The sequence below is a fragment of the Flavobacterium sp. Arc2 genome (assembly GCF_041431385.1).
In the GTDB taxonomy this organism is placed as follows: domain Bacteria; phylum Bacteroidota; class Bacteroidia; order Flavobacteriales; family Flavobacteriaceae; genus Flavobacterium.
Window position 1 is genome coordinate 24,146 of record NZ_JASMRH010000002.1, and the last position, 21,241, is coordinate 45,386.

A 21,241-nucleotide genomic window follows, 5' to 3' on the forward strand; every position below is an offset into this window, starting at 1 on the left:
AAATGAAAATCTTACTAAATACAGATTATAATATATCAGGAAGTGAAGAAATGAGAGAAACTTTGAAAGCTGTAATAAAAGATGCTTTCAATAGGTTCAGTGAACATATTACTAGATTAGAAGTAAAATTCAGAGATGAAAGCAGCTATCAATATAGTAAAAATGATAGAAGAAGTGTACGAGAAGCGCGCCTAAAAGGGATGCAACCTTTAGCCATTACAAGCCATAAAGCCCCTTTTAATGGCTACATGTCATAGAGATACCGCTGAAAACGTTTTGGATGAAGAACATAGACAAAATGAAGACGGATCTTGACACTGTAATGTGTCGCTTACGAAATTAGTGACATTAGCATAAAATTTTCGCCAGAAGTTTAAGCGAAAAAGTAATTACAAAACGACCGTAAAAACTAAAAAAAGAGGTTGACCTATAAAACTAAACAAGGACAAACTCATAGACCTTTGCTCATTTGTACAAAATGACAATTCAGTAAAATAGTTTTTTGTCGTCGAATCAAGCAACCCATTTTTGAAAAATAGGGTCATAAATTATTTGAAGTTTTTTTCAAAACAAGCTTACAACTTTAAACTAAAAAGTCAAATTATACTAATTAAAAACAGGAACCAATGAAACAAGGAAAAGAAGATTTCAAATTTGTAAAAGAAGAGAAGGATAAAACACGAAACTATATTTTTAAAAAAGATAAATTGACAAAAACTACCGTCTATATTCTTGCAACTGTAATAGTTGTTTGCTTCATAGCATTCATTATAATTACTATCGATTTATTTTAATAAAATGACACTAAAAATCTCTAAATAACACAAAAGTCAGAGAATGAGAAACTCAGTACAATAAAAGATATTGATAAAGGTTCAAAAAAAAATGTATGAAAAGAAACTAGAAATCGATAAAAAAAATTGAAAAACATTACAGTTCTCCTAAGTATTACTTAGAAAAGCCAAATTATTAAAAAAAATATTATGAAAACGAATAGACTTTCAGATAAGCTTACAACCGCATTAAATGAGCAAATGACTAAAGAAGCACATGCTTCCCAAATATACTTATCATATGGTGCATGGGCAGATAACAATGGATTCGGCGGCATCGCAAATTTTCTTTTCCGACATGCAGCAGAGGAACGAAACCATATGATGAAAATACTGGAATACATATTAAACAGAGGTGCAAAGGCCATAGTTACTGCAATTCCTGCACCTACAACCGATCCCGTCAGTGTAAATAATTGTTTTGAAAAAGTATTTGAGCATGAAGTGGATAATACAAAATCCATTTATAAAGTGGTAAAAATGGCACTCGATGAAGAAGATTGGGCTTCATGGAATTTCTTACAATGGTTCGTGAAAGAACAAATTGAAGAAGAAAATCTTGCAAGCCTTTTACTGGATAAAATTAAAATTGTAGGCGGTGAAAAAGCAAACGGTGATGCACTATACCTATTAGATAAAGATTTAGAAAAAAGGTCAGGTGAGATAAGTTTGGCTCAAGATGCTACCACTACTAATCCCTAAGAAACATTCTATAGGATTAGTTAAAGGCTTGGGTTTTCTATTGATAATTTGAATCAATGTTCGAATGAAACCTGCTTAATTGTAGTAATGAACTAAATAATTAAAGCAATATAAAATAATAATATGAAACGAAGTATAAACAGTTTATTAGGCTACACCATTAAAGGAACTGATGGTGAAATTGGAAAAGTAGAAGAGTTCTATTTTGATGATCAGACCTCAACTATACGGTATATGGTGGTAAAAACGGGAGGATGGCTTTCCGAAAAAAAAGTTTTGATTTCGCCCGAAGCATTTCAAAAACTGGATTGCGAATCAAAAACACTATCTGTAAATCTTACGCAGGAAAAAATAAAAAACAGTCCCGATATTAAAACAGACAAACCTGTTTCAGAGCAACAGGAAGACTTGATTCGTGGATACTACTCTTGGCCCGGCTATTACGGAAACAGAATGTATGGACACATGGGCTTAGGCATGTGGGGATATCCGTTAGTTGAAGTAAGAGAAACAGAAAAGGAAATGATACAAAGGAAAACGGAAAAGCATACTAATGACAAACCGCATCTACGAAGCACACAAGAAGTTACAGGGTATGATATTCATGCAACGGACGGCGACATAGGCGAAGTCCAAGATTTTATAATTGATGACGTAAGCTGGAAAATCCATTTTCTTATTGTGGAAACCGGCAACTGGTTTTCGGGAAAAAAAGTGATTATTTCTCCACGTTGGATTAAAGATGTAAAATGGCAGGAGCAGACAGTTACTATTAATCACTCAAAGGAAGAAGTGAAAAACAGTCCCGAATATGATTCTTCGCAACCGATAAATGATTCATATGAGCATTCACTCAATGAGTATTACGAAAAATAAAATAATAATTATGGAAATTTTACAAGAAGCAGAAGTATTTGAAAAAGCCAAAATGAGTCATATGTCTAATAGTGATAGAGTGACAGCTTCAAGAGAAGCAAAACGACTTGTATTAGCAATCAACAAAATTTATAAGAAGACAAAAGAAGCAACCTTAATGGATGTAATGAAGCGGTTAACCATTAAGAAAAAAAGAATAGATCTTCGATTGAAAGGAAGACCTAATTCTTGAGTATACTGCTAACCCTTAATAAACAAAAACCATGGAAAATCATATTGTAAAAATAATTTCAGTGGAACTGGTAACGCATGATGTAAAGCGATTTACAATTCAAAAGCCAGAAGGTTTCAAATTCATACCGGGACAGGCAACCGAAGTGTCCGTCAATACTCCTGCACTTAAAAATGAAAAGCGACCTTTTACATTTACAAGTTTAAATGATAATAAGCATCTGGAATTTACAATTAAAATTTATGATAGTCACAACGGAGTTACAAAAGAATTAGGGAAATTAAAGCAGGGTGACGAACTTATCATCCGTGATGTCTGGGGCGCAATTGAATATAAAGGCGAAGGCGTATTCATTGCTGGTGGTGCTGGTGTTACACCATTCATTGCAATTCTGCGGCAGTTACAAGCGGATGACAAAATTGCTAACAACAAACTAATTTTCACCAATAAAACCGAAAAAGATATAATTCTGAAAAAAGAATTTAATGAAATGCTCGGCAAGAATTTCATCAACACGCTCACTAATGAAAAAAAAGAGGGGTACGAAAATGACAGGATTGACTATACTTTTCTAAAAGAAAAAATAGACAACTTTAAACAGCACTTCTATGTTTGTGGTCCACCACAATTTGTAACCGCCATTTCAGAAGCACTCACCCAATTAGGAGCGAAAACTGATACCGTAATTTTTGAAAAATAATCTGTGAGATTTGTTAAAACTGCTTTAACGATTTGCTTGTTCTTTTCTCGAATTTAGAATTATAAAAAAATTTCCTTAAAATTATATTGCGCACGATACAAACGCATCCGATAGCAATAAATCATGAAAAAAACATAAAAATGACACTAACTCAAAACCTATTTCGTCTCGTACTAGCGCTACTTTTTGTTTTATTTTTTTCTGGAAATATTGGTTAATATCTCGATAGAAAAGATGCTTTTGGTGCTTTAGATTCCGATAAGGCACGATTAATCTGGCTTTTCTTTCGAACGGTTCTAATAGCTTGGATCCTTTGCCATCAAACGTCTAGCAATCATAGAGAGATTTCACAATATAAAAAAAACACTATTAGATCTAATTGAAAAGATAAAGATTAGATAAACAGTACCGTTGATATTTGGGAACAGCTTGTCAATAATTAGCTAAATAAAGATGTTAAGTTAGCTAATCGATAGTTTTTTACAAAAGTAAAAGGCTAGATAATAAAAGATAATTAACAATAAAATATAATTGATATGAAAGCATTACAAATAGTAAAATACGGTGAAATTAAAGACAGTATATCCATCAATGAGATCGAAAAACCTTCTTTAAAACCAAATGATATTTTAGTTGAAGTTAAAGCAGCTTCGTTAAATCCCATTGATTACAAAATGGTGGAAGGTAAACTGAAGGATATGATTTCTTTAAACTTACCCAGTACAATAGGTTTTGACGTAAGTGGTGTGGTGGTCGAAAAAGGTTCAGATGTAAACAATTTCGAAATAGGAGATGAAGTATATTCCAGAGTGCCACAAGAACAAATGGGTACAGTAGCAGAATTTGTAAGTGTCAATAGTGACCTAGTTGCTAAAAAACCCAAAAATAGTTCTTTTGAAGAAGCAGCTGGATTGCCATTAACAGGACTTACAGCAATACAAGCCTTGGAGAGTGTTGGCATTAAAGAGAACGATAGAATTCTTATTCATGCAGGGTCTGGTGGTGTAGGTAGCTTTGCAATTCAGTATGCTAAAGCTAAAGGAGCTATCGTATATACGACTACCAGCAGCAAAAATGTAGACTGGGTCAAAGCTTTGGGTGCTGACCGAGTAATTGATTATAAAACGGAGGATTATAAAGAGGTTGCAAACAATTTGGATATTGTTTTTGACACTTTAGGGAATGACTACACCTTTGATGCTTTTGAAATCATTAAAGAAGGTGGAAAAGTGACCACAATAACAGGACCTCCTGACGAAGAAACTGCAAAGCAAATGGGTATGACTGATTATAAATTACCCGAACAATTATCCAAACTGATCATTGAGAAATCAGCAGTTTATAAACTAACCTGGATGCAGCCTAATGGTGAGCAGCTGAATGCCATAACAAAAATGGTTGAAAATGGGGATATTAAGCCAATAGTGGATCTGATTTATCCCTTTGATGATGCAATAGACGCCTATGAATACCTAGCTACCGGTAGAGCACAAGGAAAAGTAATTATAAGCTTATCCTAAATAGTTTAAAGTCCGAGCTCACACTTAAACTATTTGTTGCGAAATAAAATAAATGCTTAACAGGCATAACGGATATTCAAAGCTACTCGAGGCAACATGAAAGTAAAACTGTAACAAATAATTAAAAACATAAAACAATGAATATTACAAAAGTAACATTAGCGGGCAGCGGCGTTTTAGGATCACAGATTGCATTTCAAACCGCTTTTCACGGATACGCTGTAATGGTTTATGATATTAGTGATGATATTTTAGAAAAATCAAAAACTACTTTTAAGAAATTGGGAGATTCTTACAAGGATGATTTGAATGCCTCACAAAAACAGATCGATGAGACAATGGACCGATTGAGTTTTTCTTCAGATTTGGCAAAAGCTGTAGCCAATGCTGATCTGGTTATAGAATCCGTACCTGAAGATCCTTCAATTAAAAAAGATTTTTATAAAAAGCTAGCAGCTGTAGCTCCCGAAAAAACCATTTTCGCTAGTAATTCTTCTACAATGCTGCCTAGCCAGTTTGCCGAATCAACAGGTAGACCAGCTCAATTTGCAGCGCTGCATTTTGCCAACGAGATATGGAAACATAACACAGCTGAAATTATGGGACATCCCGGGACGGATGCGGACGTATTTGACACCCTTGTTGCGTTTGCCAAATCTATCGGAATGGTAGCTCTGCCATTAAAAAAAGAACAACCAGGCTATATCGTCAACTCACTGCTTGTTCCCTTATTAAGTGCAGGGCTAGACCTATTGGTAAGAGGTGTTGCAGATGTTGATACGATCGATAAAACATGGATGGTGGCAACAGGAGCTCCCACGGGACCTTTTGCGATTTTAGATGTCGTTGGAATTACCACCGCATATAATATCAATAAAATGGAGGCTGAAAAAACAGAGGACTCAGATAAACAAAAGGTAGTTGAGTACCTAAAAGAGCATTTCATTGATAAAGGGAAATTGGGTGTCGCTACCGGCGAAGGTTTTTATACCTATCCGAATCCTTCGTTCAAAGACGCTGACTTTTTAAAGTAAGATAATGGCTTTATTAGAAGATTTGAAGTAGCGGAAGACTAAAAGCTTTACTAATAAGGAAAAATCATATTAAAATCAAAAAAAATGGAAAAAATAACATCAAAATTCGATAAAGTATTAAATGCATCTCCATTCCCAGGAAATGTAGAACACGATCCAGATGCAAGCAAGGAAGTAGTAAGAAATTCTAAAGATCAACCAATGCCTTTTGCTGATCTTACAGGAAACTACCAACGTAATAAAGGTATTCCTCCTAAATCTTTTAAAGACAGTAAAGTTTATATTGTGGGAACTGGTATCGCTGGTCTATCTGCTGCATATTACTTTATACGAGATGGTCACATCCCAGGTGAAAACATTGTTTTTCTTGACAAACTCTCCGTAGAAGGTGGCTCTCTTGATGGCGCTGGAAATGCTAAAGACGGCTACCTTGTTAGAGGTGGTAGAGAAATGGAAATGACTTATGAGAACCTGTGGGATATTTTACAGGATATTCCTGCTATAGAAATGCCTTCACCTTATAGTGTTTTAGATGAATTTCGTTTACTAAATGATAATGATCCTAATTATTCAAAAGCTAGATTAATTCATAATAATGGAGAAATAAAAGATTTTAGCAAATTTGGCTTAGACAAATTAGATCAATTAGCAGTTGTAAAGCTTTTATTAAAAAAGAAGGAAGACTTAGATGATGTGACCGTTGAAGATTATTTTAGTAGCTCCTTTTTGAAAAGTAATTTTTGGACTTTCTTTCGTACCATGTTTGCTTTTGAAAACTGGCATAGTGTCCTAGAATGTAAATTATATCTACACCGCTTTTTACATCTTACCGATGGATTTAAAGATCTTTCCTGCTTGGTATTTCCAAAATACAATCAGTACGATTCCTTCGTAAAACCTTTAATAGAGCATCTAAAATCTAAAGGCATTAAAATTCAGTTTGACACCTTGGTTAAAGATCTAGATATGCAGATCAATACAGAAGGTAAAGTTGTTAAAGGCATAATTACCCAACAAAAAGATAAAGAAGTAACAATTCCAGTAACTGAAAACGACTATGTAATTGTTACTACAGCGTCCATGACAGAAGATACCTCTTATGGAGATAACACGAATGCTCCTATTAAAGCTATTAATAATAACGAAAGTGGTCTGAGTTCAGGATGGCAATTATGGAAAAACTTAGCAACCAAATCTACTGAATTTGGCAAACCTGAAAAATTCTGCAGCTCTATTGAAAAATCTTCTTGGGAATCTGCTACATTAACTTGTCGCCCTTCAGCTTTAACTGAAAAAATCAAAGAATACTGTGTAAACAATCCCTATTCTGGAAAAGCAGCTACTGGAGGAATAGTGTCCATCACCGATTCTAACTGGCTAATGAGTTTTACAATTAATCGTCAACCACACTTCCCAGAGCAACCCGATGATGTTTTGGTTATATGGGTATATGCTTTATTTATGGATAAAGACGGTAATTATAATAAAAAAACAATGCCACAAAGTACAGGAAATGAAATTTTATCTGAATTATGTTTTCATATTGGTTTAGAAGATCAAATAGATACTATTATTGAAAATACAATTGTCAAAACCAGCTTCATGCCTTACATAACCTCTCAGTTTATGCCTAGAGCGGCAGGAGACAGACCACACATAGTGCCTAGTGGCTCCAAGAACTTAGGACTTGTAGGACAGTTTGTCGAGACCCATAACGATGTTGTATTTACCGTAGAAACTTCGGTAAGAACTGCTAGAATAGCTGTTTACAAATTACTAAATCTTAACAAGCAGGTGCCAGATATTGCTGCTGGCCAGTATGATATTCGTCAACTACTAAAAGCTACCAAGGCCTTAAACGATTACAAACCATTCCCAGGAGAAAGTGTTTTAAAACGAATTCTAAAGAACACCTATTTTGAGCACATTTTACCTGTAGGTGAAGAGGATGAAGATCACCACGACTCTTTTTTTAATGAGCCGTTAGAGAAGCTTAAGGAGTGGGCAAAAGGTTTTAAGCACTAATACCTAAGGTAATTTAGGGCGGTCTGTTAAAAAAAGAGAGCAATGCGAATAGCTGTCAACAAAAGAAACGGGAACGGCGATAGCGACGAATATTTCGACAAGGTGCTTTAGGATAAGAGGCATGCGTCGAAACTGGACAGACGACTATGGTAGAACATCAATACTATGAAATTTATTAATCATGAAAAGTAGTACTGGCTTCCTTAGAAACCATAGAACGTCGTTTAAAGAATTATTAAACTTAAGGGCATGAAAAATATAAAATCCGTGGTTAGCTTTTTATTTGAGATTAAAGCGCGGCTATAAAAATTTTAAAACATGAATAAAGTAATCATCTTGAACAAACGTCCACACGGAAAACCGGCAGTGAGCGATTTTAAAATTACCAACGAAGAACTTCCTGCTACCAAAGACGGTGAGGTTTTATTAAAGACAGTCTATGTCTCAGTCGATCCCTATTTACGTGGTAGGATGAATGACGCTAAATCCTATGTTACTCCGTTCGAATTAAATAAACCCATACAATCAGGAATCATAGCCTAAGTGATAGAAAGCAAACAGGCAGATTTCAAAAAAGGGGATTTTGTTTCTGGAAATTTAGAATGGAAGGAATATCAAACCTCGAACGGAAAAGGTTTACATCAAGCAAATCAACATGAAGCTAAATTATCAAGTTATTTAGGGATTTTAGGAATGACTGGCCTTACCGCTTATTTGCGTTTAACGGAAATAGGATTGCCGAAAAAAGGCGAAACACTTGTAGTGTATGGAGCTGGAGTGGGTCAGGTTGGAAAATCGCTAGGTTGTAAAGTGGTTGGACTTACTGGTTCAGATGAAAAAGTTGACGTACTTACATCAAAGTTCAATTTTGATCACGCTATAAATTATAAAACAACACCTTATTTAAAAGAAGCTGTCAAAAGTGCCTGCCCAAAAGGAGTAGATATCTATTTTGACAATGTTGGCGGAGATTTCAGATGCTATTTTAGCTAACATCAATAAGCACGCTCGATATTCCGTTTGTTTTTGTTGAATTCGACCCCAAACGACCCTTGCTTGCTGGTGGCGATGGGAATACTTTCATTATTGACCAATACCCAGCGTCTTTTTTCCACTCCCAGGAAATCATGTTCAAAATCGATAATTTGGGTTGCGGTTTGGTTCTTGAGTTCGCCTTCCAGTTTTAACGCAAATTGCTTGGATAGCTGCATGAAGAAATGATTGAAATTATCGGATTACCTAATTTTAGTTTTGTCTACACCCATACTGGAAATACCATAAAAGACACTGCGGTTTGTCCCTTGTGTGGATTTGGTTTTCAATTTTTAGATGGTGATTTTCAAGTTTCTCAAAGTATTGCAGCCTACAAAATAATCTATCCAAAATTAGTCGCACTGGCCAAAGATAATTCGAATAGAATCACCATTGAACATAATTTTCAATTATAAAGTACCTACAAAACGGAAAAAATAAACAACATCAGGGTACTTTTTGGAACACTGATTTCGCTATTGCTCTCTGTTGTGGCTTATTTTATTAAGTAATTACACGCCGATTTTGAAAGCATGGAAAAAGATTTGTTTGAAGTCAAAGCAATGGCTTTAATCATCAAAACAGAATTTAAAAGTGGTAATGATTTGTTACACCAAAAAGTAGAGTATTTAGAAAAAAGAGTAAACAACATCGAATCTTCAATTTTAAAAAAAGCAAATCATGAAAAATAACAATTTGAATATTGTTGAAAGAACAATGGCCCCAACTCCGAAATGGTATAAAATTCTTAGAACTGTTGGAATTCCTTTGGCATCTGTTTGTGGTATTATCCTTGCTTCTCCAGTTGCTGTGCCAATTAGATTAGTATCAGTAGCAGGTTATTTAGTCCTGGGAGGCGGTATCATTTCTGCTGTGCATCAAACTGGAGTGAAAACTGAAGAAGAACCCAGGATCAATCCATGATATTTATTGTAAAAAATAGCTAAAGCTCCGTCCCCGACGTTTCGGGACGGAGCTTTTTTCGTTTATAAAAGTAGTTTTAGGGCAATTGCTTTTTTTTTACTAATTTATTTAAGCGGTGCGTTCGTATAAAAATAACACATCAGTTCCTGGGTTATTGTTACAAGTGTCATGTATCAGAATTAATTTTAATTGAAAATGTAAAAATTATTCACTACATTTACACAGCATAACAATTTGATTAATAATTGATTACCCAAAATCATTTAATTTTCATAAGCACTTATTTTAATGTTTGATTAGTATTCTTGTTGTAGCCCCTTATTCTTTTAAGAGAAAATCAGACAAATAAAATTTACAGTTGAATGCCTTCAAAACTGTAAAGAAATATTTACTCATAATTAAATAATTAAAAACTAAATCAATATGTCCATTCAAACAGTTAATCCAAACACAAATAAGACAGTAAAATCGTTCGAAGAAATGACGGAAAAATCAGTTGATGCCAAGGTTGCAAAAGCGCAAGAAGCTTTTGTGAAATGGAAGGAAACTAGCTACCAACAGCGGGCTGATTTATTGCATAAAGTAGCCACCCTTATGCGAGCTAAAAAAACAGCATTAGCAAAAACCATTACATTAGAAATGGGCAAACTCCTTGCCCAAGCAGAGGCAGAAATCGATTTGAGCGCTAATATCCTTGATTATTATGCGGATAATGCAGAAGCGTTTCTTGCCGATAAAGTACTCGACCCAGAGTATGGAACGGCGATCATTCGTAACAGTCCCATTGGTACTTTATTAGGTGTGATGCCTTGGAATTTCCCTTTCTATCAAGTAGTGCGATTTGCAGCACCTAACATTATGGTAGGTAATACTATTTTACTTAAACACGCCTCCAACGTTCCACAATGTGCTATTGCCATTGAAGAAATCTTCGAAGAAGCAGAGGCTCCTAAAGGATTGTATACGAATCTATTCATCTCCGGCAAACGTGCATCAGCATTGGTTTCTGATAAAAGGATAAAAGGCGTTTCCTTAACAGGTAGTGAGGAAGCCGGTGCAAGTGTTGCTATGGAAGCCGGAAAACACTTGAAAAAGGTGGTATTAGAACTGGGTGGTAACGATGTGTTCATTATACTGGAAGATGCTGATTTGGCAAAAACAGTAGAATGGGCAGTTGTAGGAAGGATGAATAATAATGGTCAAAGTTGTATTGCCTCTAAGCGGTTTGTTGCAGTGGAAGCAATAGCCGATGAGTTTATTCAAAAGTTCAAGGATGCATTATCAAAATTGAAATTAGGTGATCCGATGGATCCTGCTACTCAATTAGGTCCCTTAAGCAGTGAAGGAGCAGCCGAGCATTTGGCAGATCAGGTCAATCGTTCAGTTGAAGGAGGTGCAAAAGTGCTATTGGGCGGTAAACGCGCAGACCGTGAAGGTGCATTTATGGAACCTACCATACTTACTGATTTGAAGCCAGGTATTGCTGCTTATCACGAAGAATTATTTGGTCCCGTAGCTACCTTCTATGTGGTAAAAGACGAACAGGCTGCCATTGATCTGGCCAATGATTCTGATTTTGGTTTGGGAGGTTCTATATTCACACAAGATATTGAACGCGGAAAAAGAATAGCTGACCAAATAGATTCGGGCATGTTATTCATTAATCATCCTACCTGGACACAAGCCGATTTTCCTTTTGGCGGAACAAAACAATCAGGTTTTGGCCGTGAACTATCGGAGTTGGGGATTCACGAGTTTGTGAATAAGAAACTGATTCGGGTAAGTAATCTGAATGATTCCTTCTAGTAAATGCTAAAAAAATAATCCTTTTGTGGCATTAATACTGCTATTAAATATTTCAACTCAATCTAAAATTAATTGTAAAATGGACATTAAAAGTAAAGTAATAATAATAACGGGAGCCTCAAGTGGTATTGGCGAAGCAGCAGCCTTAAAACTATCAATGAATGGTGCCAAAGTAGTGCTTTCCGCACGTAGAAAAGATAAACTGAACGAGCTTAAGAAGATCATTGAGGATAAAGGAGGCGAGGCGCTAGTAGTCATTGCTGATGTTACCAAGAAGGTTGATATGGAAAAGTTAGTCGATAAAACACTGGAAGAATATGGTACTGTACACGCAATAATTAATAATGCAGGCTTGATGCCGTTGTCTTTTGTGGAGAATCTAAAGACCGATGAGTGGGAGAAAATGGTGGACGTGAATATCAAAGGAGTATTAAACGGTGTAGCCGCTGTACTTCCGACCCTTATTAAAAACAAACAAGGGCATATTATCAATATTTCATCGGTAGCAGCCTATAGATACTTCCCGGGTGGTGCAGTGTACTGTGCAACGAAGGCAGCGGTAAAAATGTTTTCCGAAGGCTTACGACAGGAGTTAGCTCCAAAGTATGGTATTTGCGTTACCTCCATTGAACCTGGAGCTGTAGCTACAAACTTAATGGATACCATAACAGACGAAGATATTTTAGGTAAACTATCAGACATGCAGAAAATGACTATGCTCGAACCAGAGGATATTGCGGAAGCGATTTATTATGCTCTAACACAACCGAGCCGTGTGAACATAAATGATGTCTACATCATGCCTACAGAACAACAGTAAGCTACGCTCTCCTTTAGTGACGACTGGCTGTTTAGGCTTTGGTCGGGAATTATCAGAGTTGGGAATTCAGGAATTTGTTAATAAGAAACTGATTCGAGTAAGCGGACTGAATGATCTGTTTTAATTGTTTAATCTATAAAACACAGCTTTGAAAAAAGAAGTTGACATTTCGCTAACGCAAAATATTTTCAGAGTACTATTAGCGCTATTTATGGTTTATGCCGGATTTAGTCATCTTACCTTTAATAGAATCGATTTCCAAGCTCAGGTCCCGGACTGGGTTCCTTTGAGCAAAGACCTTGTCGTTATTTTATCCGGCATAGTTGAAATGGGATTGGGACTGACTTTATTGTTATGGAAAAAGCAGCGTGCCCATATCGGGTGGGCCTTAGCCCTATTTTTTATTCTGGTTTTCCCAGGTAATGTAGCCCAATACCTTGATGGAAAAGATGCTTTTGGAGCTTTAAATTCAGATAGGGCACGCTTAATCAGGCTTTTATTCCAGCCGGTACTTATCGCCTGGGCGCTATGGTCCGCCGGATCATGGAAAGCATGGAGAGCGTCAAAAAACGAAGCATAATGGATGATCAGTTAAAATTAAATAACCCAACAAGGAAAACAACTTAAAAAACGCTATTCCTGTCCCGGAAAAGCTCCTCAACACATTGCCGACTGATGATGTTGAACTCTCTGATGCTCTGCAATTAAAAGAGCTGTTGAATAAGCGAATCGATATTCTTCCATAAAAAAACAAAAAGTAAAATTATCTTTCTTAACTTATTAAAATTCAACTATTTGAATAAAGAGCAATTCTAGATATGAAAGCACTAAAATAGTAAAATAGGGTAAAATTAAAGACAGTATATCCACCAATGAGATCGAAAAACCTTCTTTAAAACCAAATGACATTCTAGTTGAAGTTAAAGCAGCTTCGTTAAATCCCATTGATTACAAAATGGTCGAAGGTAAACTGAAAGATATGATTTCTTTAAACTTACCTAGTACAATAGGCTTTGACGTAAGTGTTGTGGTGGTTGAGAAAGGTGTAGATGTAAAGAATTTCGAAATAGGAGATGAAGTATATTCCAGAGTGCCACAAGAACAAATGGGTACAGTAGCAGAATTTGTAAGTGTCAATAGTGACCTAGTTGCTAAAAAAACCAAAAATAGTTCTTTCGAAGAAGCAGCCGGCTTACCATTAATAGGACTCACAGCGATCCAGGCACTGGAGAGTGTTGATCTGAAAGAAAATGATCGCATTCTGATTCATGCAGGATCTGGTGGCGTAGGTACTTTTGCCATTCAGTATGCCAAAGCTAAAGGAGCTATTGTTTATACGACCACCAGCACCAAAAATGTAGACAGGGTCAAAGCTTTGGGAGCTGACCATGTTATCGATTATAAAACGGAGGATTATAAAGAGGTTGCAAACGATTTGGATATTGTTTTTGACACTTTAGGGAATTACTACATCTTTGATGCTTTTGAAATCATTAAAGAAGGTGGGAAAGTGACCACAATAACAGGGCCTCCCGACGAAGAAACTGCAAAGCAAATGGGTATGACTAATTATAAATTACCCGAAAAATTATCAACACTGATTGAAAAAAAATCTGCTGTTTATAAACTAACATGAATGCAGCCTAATGCTAAGCAGTTAAATACTATCAGCAGAATGGTTGAAGATGGGGATATTAAGCCTATAATCGATTTGATTTATTCCTTCGAAGACGAAATCGATGCTTATTTATATCTAGATGCCGGCAGAGCCAAAGGGAAAGTAATTATAAGCATGTCCTAAATAGTTTAAAACGATAGACCAGATTACTATTTTTTTTATAAACAAAGAAAATACAACTAACGAAAAAAAATATAGTAGTAGCCGTTGCAAACGGCACCATGGGAAGAATCATTATTAATTTATTAAAAGAATCTAAAAATTACAGGCTTATTGCTATGGTTAGAAAACAGGAATAAAAAGACCATTTCGAACAAGAGAATGTTTGAGCGGTACTAGACGATCTGAAAAAGGATGTAAACCATGCTAATTTTATGTAAAAAAATGTCTTTGTTGCAATTCTTAACTTCGATAAGAAAACACTTTTTATTTTCCAACTGTACGGTTACTGTTTTAAAAACTGCAGTAGATTTTAAAAAAAATCAATCATAATACACGATAAACTACAACCTCCTTATTTTAATAATACACTGACTATAAATAAATTATACTTAAAAAGCAGAATTAAAATAAGATCACATAAAACAAAAAACACTTACAAAAACGTTTTGCAAGTGTTTAATTAAATATTTTTGTCTAATAATCTGTATAGATAATTTAGGACGAGACAGCATGAGTATCAGTGAAAAAAAATAACGAAGAAAATAAATCTATAGATCAGGATTAGGAGTTTTTCCATAATCCACATCGTTCATTTTCAGTATCTTATCATTAAGTTTTATTATACGATCTAATTGTTTTCGTTGTACCTTGTATTTTATATAATACTTGTACAATTCTTTACCTACGAAGTATGAAGATAATGATGCTCCTGTAAGTAAGCCAATAAAATAATAGGTAATATTCATAAGTACTATTTTTTTAATTTAAAATGCATTATCATCTCCTTTTAGAGTTACAATAATCGTCATAAAACAAATTTTAATATCAGTGATTATGCTCCAAGTTTGAACATACTTGATGTCTGTTGTAACCCTGCGTTTCATATCCGATACTTTTTTAGTTTCACCTCTAAGCCCTGAAATTTGAGCAAGACCAGTAATACCTGGTTTAACAAAATGTCGAACCATAAAATTATTGATATGATCATTGTAATCAGTAGTATGTTTAATCATGTGAGGACGTGGCCCTACAACACTCATACTTCCTAACAGTACGTTAAAGAATTGAGGCATCTCATCCAGACTAGTTCGGCGAATGAATTTTCCAATTGGAGTTGTTCGAGAATCTCCCTTCTTAGCTTGTTCGCTTTCGTCGCCTACATTTATATACATGCTTCTAAATTTATAACACCAGAAAGGCTCATTTTTCTTACCCGTTCGTAATTGTTTGAACAAAACAGGTCCTTTACTTTGTTTTTTAATTATAATTGCCAAGATAGGATACAACCATGACATAATAAAGACAATGACTAACACACTAAAAACAAGATCAAATATTCTTTTAAATAATCTATTATTAGCATCTTGCAGCGGTTCATTACGAGGTTTTATTACGTGAAAATTATTTACGTGACTAACACTAAAATGAGCTCTTGAAATTGTTGAAAAGTCAGGTATAAATTTCAAGCGCATACAATGCTTGTCTCCAAGTTCAAAAAAGTAGTTTAAATCAATAATAAAATCAGGCTTTGTTACAATATATAATTCATCAATATTCTCTTCAGATGCACTGTGAATTGCATTAGCAAGTGCAAAACTAAAAGCTTCTTTAGTCTTATAATTTACAGATGAGTTTTCGTTCAGGATTCCTATAAAATCAATAAAATAGGCATTGGTTTCTAATTGTGATGCTAGTTCAATACTCGTTGAATTAAACCCCCATATTGCAACGGTGTATCGCTTAGTAATCCATCTTTTAATTTTCACTATTACTAGTGTGAATAAAACTCTAGAAAATAAAAAATACAACATCAAAAAGCATAGTTGAAACAAACTAGCTGTACTCAAAACAACATAAAATATATCATCATGAAAAAAGAAAATATAAGTGTGCCAAAGAATCCTTTGTGTTAAAAAGGCCCGCCAACTATCACCGTAAAATTGCTCTAAATCAAAAAGAGAATCAACACGATAAAGACGAAAATAGGTAACTGAAAAAAACCAACTTAGTATTGTAATAGGCATCAATGTGTTAAGGAACAATTCCTCCCACCTAACATCTTCATTACTTACAAACTTCAAAAATATTAATGTACCAACGACCATAGCGAGCATGTCTATTATTAGACAGCACATCATAAAAGTAAATTTATGTCTATTACGCATTTCTCAATTTTTTATTAAATAAATTGTACCCAAAGGCTCCTACTAAACTTCCTATAATTCCAAAATAAATATCCATAAAATCGGGGCTCCTATTTTTAATTAGAAATTGACCACATTCGGCAATAATAACAACAACTGCTGATACTCCCAAATTTCGAATAAAAACAAACTTTCTATCTACATTTTTATTCTGTGAATTCTTCTTAAAGGAATAAGCCTCTAGTAAGTAACCAAAAACAACAAATGGAATAGCAGTCCGTACATTAAAGTTTTCATTACTCCAATTCAATAACCATTGAGGCAAATAGTTCTCAGACCTCATATTAGGATCAGGCAACCAAGAATAGTAAAAAACAGCAACAATAACAAGTAGTAATAAAAATCGAATTATTTTTTTTGACATTTTATGCTATTTAACTTAAATAAAACCCTTTTGGCTCGCTCTTTTCTACCATTTTTTTCGCATAATCTCATTTAAAACAGAAAACTACATGAAAAATAATTCCATCAAAAAACACCCTTATCTAAAAAATGTATGTTCTACAGATGCAAATCATAATGTTGCATTTTAGCTCTAATTCTCTCTGTAAAAAAGTTAAATAGAAAGAGTAGAATGTTAGCCCACCAATCAAATAAAAACTTTTTAATTGTATTCAACTTCATTTTTTTTAACCAAGTCTTTATTAAGCTTTTTTGAACCAAGGTTTCTTTTCTTTCTGGTCTTTATAAGTGTAAGCGTTATCATAGCCGTAACCCATGTTTCTGCTCATTCCATTGATAGCAATACCAACATTCTTTAATTGTCCTTTCTTTATAAAGTTATTGAGATATGTTAGCGTTTTCTTATCTGAATAATCAGCTCTTGTAATGTAAACAGTAACATCAGCTAAAGCACTAAAATTAAAAGTATCAGATACAAATTGAAGAGGAGCCGAATCTATAATAATAAAATCATATAAACTTTTAGCTTCTTCGATTAAAAGTTCAAAATTAGAATTCGTTAACAATTGAGTAGGATTAGGTGGAATTTCACCTGAAAGTAAAACATCAAGGTTTTCAGAAAAACTTCCTTCTTTCACCAGAGAGCTCTTCCAGTCTTCACTTCTATTAGATAAAAAACTGGTAAGTCCTGGTACGTCTTTGTCTTTATTAAAATAATCGTGTAGTTGAGGATTTCTTAAATCGGCACCAATTAGTAAAACTTTTTTATTTAAATTACTAATTGTTATGGCATTATGAAAGGCACAAAAAGATTTTCCCTCTCCCTGAACAGAAGAACAAAACAATACTACGTTTCCTTTCTTTTCGTCTTTATTGGGTAATAAATAGGAAATATTAGAAAACAAGGTACGCGTTGCTTCTGCAATTACAGAGCGAGAATTTGCTGAGTTATCTAGTTTTTCATTATCATCTACTTTAGGAATCGTTCCTAAAAATGGAACATCAGCTAGTTCTCCTAGGAAATCCTCCTCGCTATGAATGGTAGAATCCATCTGAAGCATTAAATAAACAATACCAAATGCCAAAATAAAACCAAATAAAACACCACCTAGCATAAAAGTTTTCCTTTTTGGAAAAGTGTCTGAATAATTAGTTTGTGGAGAATCGAGAATCCTTAGATTGGATTCTAAAACGGCGCCATTTAACAACATTTCTTCCCTCTTTTGCAATAAAGACAAATAGGTCTCCTCCTTCAAGCTCAAGTTATTATTAATATTTCCTAACACTTTGTCTTTTGTAGGAATACTTTTTGCTGCAGAAGCGGCGATATTTTTCTCTGTCCTATTAACAGCATTCGTTTGGTTCAAATAGTTTAAATAATCGCCTAAGGCATTTAATATTGCTTGTTTTCGACCTTTCAATTGTGCCATTAAACTCAGGTAAGCAGGATTATTTTTTTGTGCTCTTTGCAAGAGTAACTCACTTTCCATAAGACTTGAATTGTAACTTATAAGCATTTGATTGACTGATGGAGATTCTAAATTATAATCTGTCCCCAAAGCGGAAGTACTATTACTTCTTCTAATGTCATTTATAGCCAATTTGGTCAAATAGATTTGTCTTTCATTGAGCGCTGAATTAGCTGCTGTTGTACTTTTTTTACTTGTTTTAGCAGTAATAAATTGATCTAAAACATAGATATTATTATCGCGCAAATAACTCTCTTTGACACTTTGAATAGAGTCTTTTTGTTTTGCAAAAATAGCTATACGTTCGTTTAAATAAGCAATTGACTTGGAAAATGATTTTTGTTTATTAACAACAATGTTTTTATCAAGCGACTCAATAATTTTCTTTAGAATTTTTGTTGAAAGCTCCGGATTTATTCCTCTATAGCTCAAAACCAAGTTATTATTAGGACTATCAAATGACTCAATTTCTAGCGTTGCTTTTAAATTATTTACTGCTGTCGCAGTTGGCTCAATCGTTACAACATATTCTTTATTTATGTAAGAACCCACTTCACTTTTAGCTTTTTCTGTCAATTCAATAGTGAAAGGCAAACCTGTAATAACTCGACTAGTTTTATATCCATGTAACAAATATTGCTTTTCAGTAGTTTGATCACGTACCAAAAAACCTTCGCTCACAACCTGAACGTCATAGCCTTTTTGTGGTAATGAATCATTGGATCTAGCTGCCTTAACTATAAAAGGAATGTCATCTATGAATTTATTTTGTAGATAACCCTTCTCATAATAATTAATGTTCAGTTTTAAATCAGTGACGATCTGAGCCAAAAAATTATTAGAAGTGATCATCATCTTTTCTTCTTCGAGACCTACCTCTTTGTCTTTTTGAGTATTAGTAGCGGTGATTATCTGTGAGTCTCTTTCTTTCTCTTTATCAATATTGATTAAGGCAGATGTTTCATAAGAAGGAGATACTGCCTCTAAATAATAATAGGCCGCAACCAAACTTATTATTAAGCAAATTAAAAACAAAGGCCAATACTTTACATATTTTAAAAACTCTTTCTTAAAATCCATAGTACTAATTTCTAATAATTAAAAATATTGCTAATACAGTACTCAAAACACCCAATATCTGCAATGGATCTTTTATGGTACGACCACTGTTTATTTTTAGCTTATTAGGCGTTACCATAATAACATCATTTTGCCTAATGCGATAATCTGGATTAGACATCCACGAAGCCGTCGTTAAATCAATATGATATACCAAACGTTTACCATCTATTTCTCGAATTAGCGTTACATCTTTTCTAAGTCCTGAATAAGTTAAATCACCAGCCATACCTATCGCGTCTAATAAGCTGATTGATTGTTCTGTAAAATTAATAACACCTGGACTATTTACCTCCCCCAAAATAGTAAACTTATTATTTAGAACACGAACTTGTACCGTTGGATTTACTAAGTATCCTTCATCAATTAAGGTTTGTTTAATTTTTATCTCTGCTTGAGACGGAGTCAATCCCCCAACGCCCATTTCATTTAAAATAGGCATCATAATTGTTCCTTGAGGAGTCACTAAGTAGCCACTTAACTTCATCATATCTGCAGATGTTTGTCCTGCTCCAGATCCCATTATATTAAAAGGTGCCGCTACTATAGGATTCAAATCGCTCACTTCTACTTTTAGTATATCGTTGGGTTGTATCTTTGTTGTAGTGTAGACTAAAGATGTATTAGCGTATTCATCTAAATCTTGCAAGTACAAAATCTTTTTCTTACTACCGCAAGACTGCATCACTACTAAAAGTAATAAAAGTAACGAAATCGGGATTTTTTTCATGGTTATCATAGTTTATAATTGTATTTTGGTTTAGGTTTACGTTATTTCTTTCGAAATATAAAGAACAATACGTACAAATGTATATAATCTATCTTTAAGAAATTAAAGAATCTATTATATATTGTTTTTGAATGTTTTAACGAACTAAATATTGTTTTAAAGCAATTGTTTTTTTAAGAAATACGACGCGCAAAGCAGATAAACCATGGTACTTATAGATTTTATAATCCTCCTGCAAAACTTCAAAAGCACGTTTTGCATTAGTACTCATCCCTCCCATTCGCATCTTAACAAAATAATGGTTAACATAACTCATTTTAATTTTGTACTTGTACAAATAACGTAATAAAAATTCTGTATCCGAAGCGATATTAAAATCTAGGTTGTACATCCCGTATCTATCGATTATAGATTTTTTCAAATAAACTGTAGGATGCAAAGGTAACCAACCCGATTTTACTCTACTAAGACTAAAATCCCCTCCAATACGATTACGAATCAAACGTTCTTTTGTATCATTAGACACATACACACCGTCACCATATACTCCTTCGATAGTGGCATCCAATTTAAAACGTTCTACTATTTTACTAATTGTCGTATTGTCATAAAACTCATCATCAGAATGCATCAAACCGATTGCATCGCCTGTGGCCATTTGAATTCCTTTGTTGATGGCATCATACATGCCTTTATCTGGCTCCGAGATATATCGACTTATTCTATCTTGATAAGACTCGATAATTTCTTTGGTTCCATCTGTAGAATTACCATCAATTACTATATATTCAATGTTGGGATAATTTTGATCCAAAACACTTTGAATGGCTTTGGCCATAGTATCTTTTCGATTGTAACAGACAGTAATTACAGTAATTCGCATAAAATTTATTTAAAAATTTAAAAGGGGGTAGTCTATTAAAAATATAACGAGAATTATAATCTCTGTACACAATTGAATCAAACACCACCA

At 34.2% G+C, this 21,241-nt stretch carries 24 protein-coding genes and 1 pseudogene; 18 read left to right on the forward strand and 7 right to left on the reverse strand.

All coding sequences use genetic code 11. The features are described 5' to 3' along the window. Window positions 1-2 precede the first annotated feature (2 nt). The 11 genes from QO182_RS01405 (at window position 3) to QO182_RS01455 (ending at window position 8,915) form a co-directional block, all read left to right on the forward strand. Window positions 3-257 carry an HPF/RaiA family ribosome-associated protein gene (locus tag QO182_RS01405; protein ID WP_371542894.1) on the forward strand — a complete coding sequence of 85 codons (255 nt, stop codon included), beginning with the start codon at window positions 3-5 and terminating at the stop codon, window positions 255-257. A gap of 369 nt (window positions 258-626) precedes the next feature. After that, window positions 627-794 (forward strand): hypothetical protein, encoded by a 168-nt coding sequence (locus QO182_RS01410; RefSeq protein ID WP_371542897.1) that lies wholly within the window; start codon window positions 627-629, stop codon window positions 792-794. Window positions 795-983: 189 nt separating this feature from the next. Beyond that, window positions 984-1,535: a ferritin gene (locus QO182_RS01415; protein WP_371559581.1), complete on the forward strand. Its 552-nt coding sequence runs from the start codon at window positions 984-986 to the stop codon at window positions 1,533-1,535. Between the two features lie 123 nt (window positions 1,536-1,658). Beyond that, complete coding sequence (locus QO182_RS01420) at window positions 1,659-2,411, forward strand: PRC-barrel domain-containing protein (protein ID WP_371559582.1); 753 nt, start codon at window positions 1,659-1,661, stop codon at window positions 2,409-2,411. 10 nt (window positions 2,412-2,421) lie between these two features. Next, window positions 2,422-2,643, forward strand: coding sequence for a hypothetical protein (locus QO182_RS01425; protein WP_371542906.1), 222 nt, complete (start codon window positions 2,422-2,424; stop codon window positions 2,641-2,643). Between the two features lie 31 nt (window positions 2,644-2,674). Further along, on the forward strand, window positions 2,675-3,343 hold the full coding sequence (locus tag QO182_RS01430) for an FAD-binding oxidoreductase (RefSeq protein WP_371542909.1): 669 nt from the start codon (window positions 2,675-2,677) through the stop codon (window positions 3,341-3,343). A gap of 536 nt (window positions 3,344-3,879) precedes the next feature. Continuing rightward, a complete protein-coding gene (locus QO182_RS01435; RefSeq protein WP_371559584.1) occupies window positions 3,880-4,863 on the forward strand; it encodes an NADP-dependent oxidoreductase in 984 nt (327 codons plus the stop codon). A gap of 137 nt (window positions 4,864-5,000) precedes the next feature. Next, window positions 5,001-5,897: a 3-hydroxyacyl-CoA dehydrogenase gene (locus QO182_RS01440; protein WP_371559586.1), complete on the forward strand. Its 897-nt coding sequence runs from the start codon at window positions 5,001-5,003 to the stop codon at window positions 5,895-5,897. An 84-nt stretch (window positions 5,898-5,981) separates the two neighbouring features. After that, window positions 5,982-7,922 carry an oleate hydratase gene (locus QO182_RS01445; RefSeq protein WP_371542918.1) on the forward strand — a complete coding sequence of 647 codons (1,941 nt, stop codon included), beginning with the start codon at window positions 5,982-5,984 and terminating at the stop codon, window positions 7,920-7,922. Between the two features lie 318 nt (window positions 7,923-8,240). Beyond that, the gene (locus QO182_RS01450) at window positions 8,241-8,465 is read left to right on the forward strand and encodes a hypothetical protein (protein ID WP_371542920.1); all 225 of its coding nucleotides are present in this window, start codon (window positions 8,241-8,243) and stop codon (window positions 8,463-8,465) included. Continuing rightward, window positions 8,466-8,915 (forward strand): zinc-binding dehydrogenase, encoded by a 450-nt coding sequence (locus tag QO182_RS01455; protein WP_371542923.1) that lies wholly within the window; start codon window positions 8,466-8,468, stop codon window positions 8,913-8,915. Window positions 8,916-8,917: 2 nt separating this feature from the next. Here the strand turns inward: QO182_RS01455 and QO182_RS01460 are convergent, their stop codons facing one another. Further along, window positions 8,918-9,133, reverse strand: a complete 216-nt coding sequence (locus QO182_RS01460) for a hypothetical protein (RefSeq protein ID WP_371542926.1) — start codon at window positions 9,131-9,133, stop codon at window positions 8,918-8,920. Window positions 9,134-9,139: 6 nt separating this feature from the next. Between QO182_RS01460 and QO182_RS01465 the strand changes: the two genes are divergently transcribed. From QO182_RS01465 to QO182_RS01495, 7 genes and pseudogenes are all read left to right on the forward strand, one after another. Beyond that, window positions 9,140-9,370, forward strand: a complete 231-nt coding sequence (locus QO182_RS01465; protein ID WP_371542929.1) for a DUF5675 family protein — start codon at window positions 9,140-9,142, stop codon at window positions 9,368-9,370. A 117-nt stretch (window positions 9,371-9,487) separates the two neighbouring features. Further along, window positions 9,488-9,646 (forward strand): hypothetical protein, encoded by a 159-nt coding sequence (locus QO182_RS01470; protein WP_371542932.1) that lies wholly within the window; start codon window positions 9,488-9,490, stop codon window positions 9,644-9,646. Then, a complete protein-coding gene (locus QO182_RS01475; protein WP_371559590.1) occupies window positions 9,636-9,878 on the forward strand; it encodes a hypothetical protein in 243 nt (80 codons plus the stop codon). The genes QO182_RS01470 and QO182_RS01475 overlap by 11 nt, the downstream gene beginning before the upstream one ends. Before the next feature lie 423 nt (window positions 9,879-10,301). Next, entirely contained in the window at window positions 10,302-11,684 is a 1,383-nt protein-coding gene (locus QO182_RS01480) for an NAD-dependent succinate-semialdehyde dehydrogenase (RefSeq protein ID WP_371559592.1), read from the forward strand. Between the two features lie 79 nt (window positions 11,685-11,763). Next, window positions 11,764-12,504, forward strand: a complete 741-nt coding sequence (locus QO182_RS01485; protein ID WP_371559744.1) for an SDR family oxidoreductase — start codon at window positions 11,764-11,766, stop codon at window positions 12,502-12,504. 148 nt (window positions 12,505-12,652) lie between these two features. Next, window positions 12,653-13,084, forward strand: a complete 432-nt coding sequence (locus tag QO182_RS01490; RefSeq protein WP_371559594.1) for a hypothetical protein — start codon at window positions 12,653-12,655, stop codon at window positions 13,082-13,084. 270 nt (window positions 13,085-13,354) lie between these two features. Next, window positions 13,355-14,305 (forward strand): annotated as a pseudogene (locus QO182_RS01495) (NADP-dependent oxidoreductase). 587 nt (window positions 14,306-14,892) lie between these two features. On the opposite strand, the gene QO182_RS01500 reads toward QO182_RS01495, so the two are convergent. From QO182_RS01500 to QO182_RS01525, 6 genes are all read right to left on the reverse strand, one after another. Then, window positions 14,893-15,090, reverse strand: coding sequence for a hypothetical protein (locus tag QO182_RS01500; RefSeq protein WP_371559596.1), 198 nt, complete (start codon window positions 15,088-15,090; stop codon window positions 14,893-14,895). Window positions 15,091-15,108: 18 nt separating this feature from the next. Continuing rightward, window positions 15,109-16,509 carry an exopolysaccharide biosynthesis polyprenyl glycosylphosphotransferase gene (locus tag QO182_RS01505; RefSeq protein ID WP_371538520.1) on the reverse strand — a complete coding sequence of 467 codons (1,401 nt, stop codon included), beginning with the start codon at window positions 16,507-16,509 and terminating at the stop codon, window positions 15,109-15,111. Further along, window positions 16,502-16,912, reverse strand: a complete 411-nt coding sequence (locus tag QO182_RS01510; RefSeq protein WP_371538522.1) for a VanZ family protein — start codon at window positions 16,910-16,912, stop codon at window positions 16,502-16,504. The genes QO182_RS01505 and QO182_RS01510 overlap by 8 nt, the downstream gene beginning before the upstream one ends. 280 nt (window positions 16,913-17,192) lie before the next feature. Continuing rightward, window positions 17,193-19,499, reverse strand: coding sequence for a GumC family protein (locus QO182_RS01515; RefSeq protein WP_371559598.1), 2,307 nt, complete (start codon window positions 19,497-19,499; stop codon window positions 17,193-17,195). Window positions 19,500-19,503: 4 nt separating this feature from the next. Continuing rightward, window positions 19,504-20,268 carry a polysaccharide biosynthesis/export family protein gene (locus tag QO182_RS01520; RefSeq protein ID WP_371538524.1) on the reverse strand — a complete coding sequence of 255 codons (765 nt, stop codon included), beginning with the start codon at window positions 20,266-20,268 and terminating at the stop codon, window positions 19,504-19,506. A 136-nt stretch (window positions 20,269-20,404) separates the two neighbouring features. Then, entirely contained in the window at window positions 20,405-21,151 is a 747-nt protein-coding gene (locus QO182_RS01525) for a glycosyltransferase family 2 protein (RefSeq protein ID WP_371538526.1), read from the reverse strand. Between the last annotated feature and the right edge of the window lie 90 nt (window positions 21,152-21,241).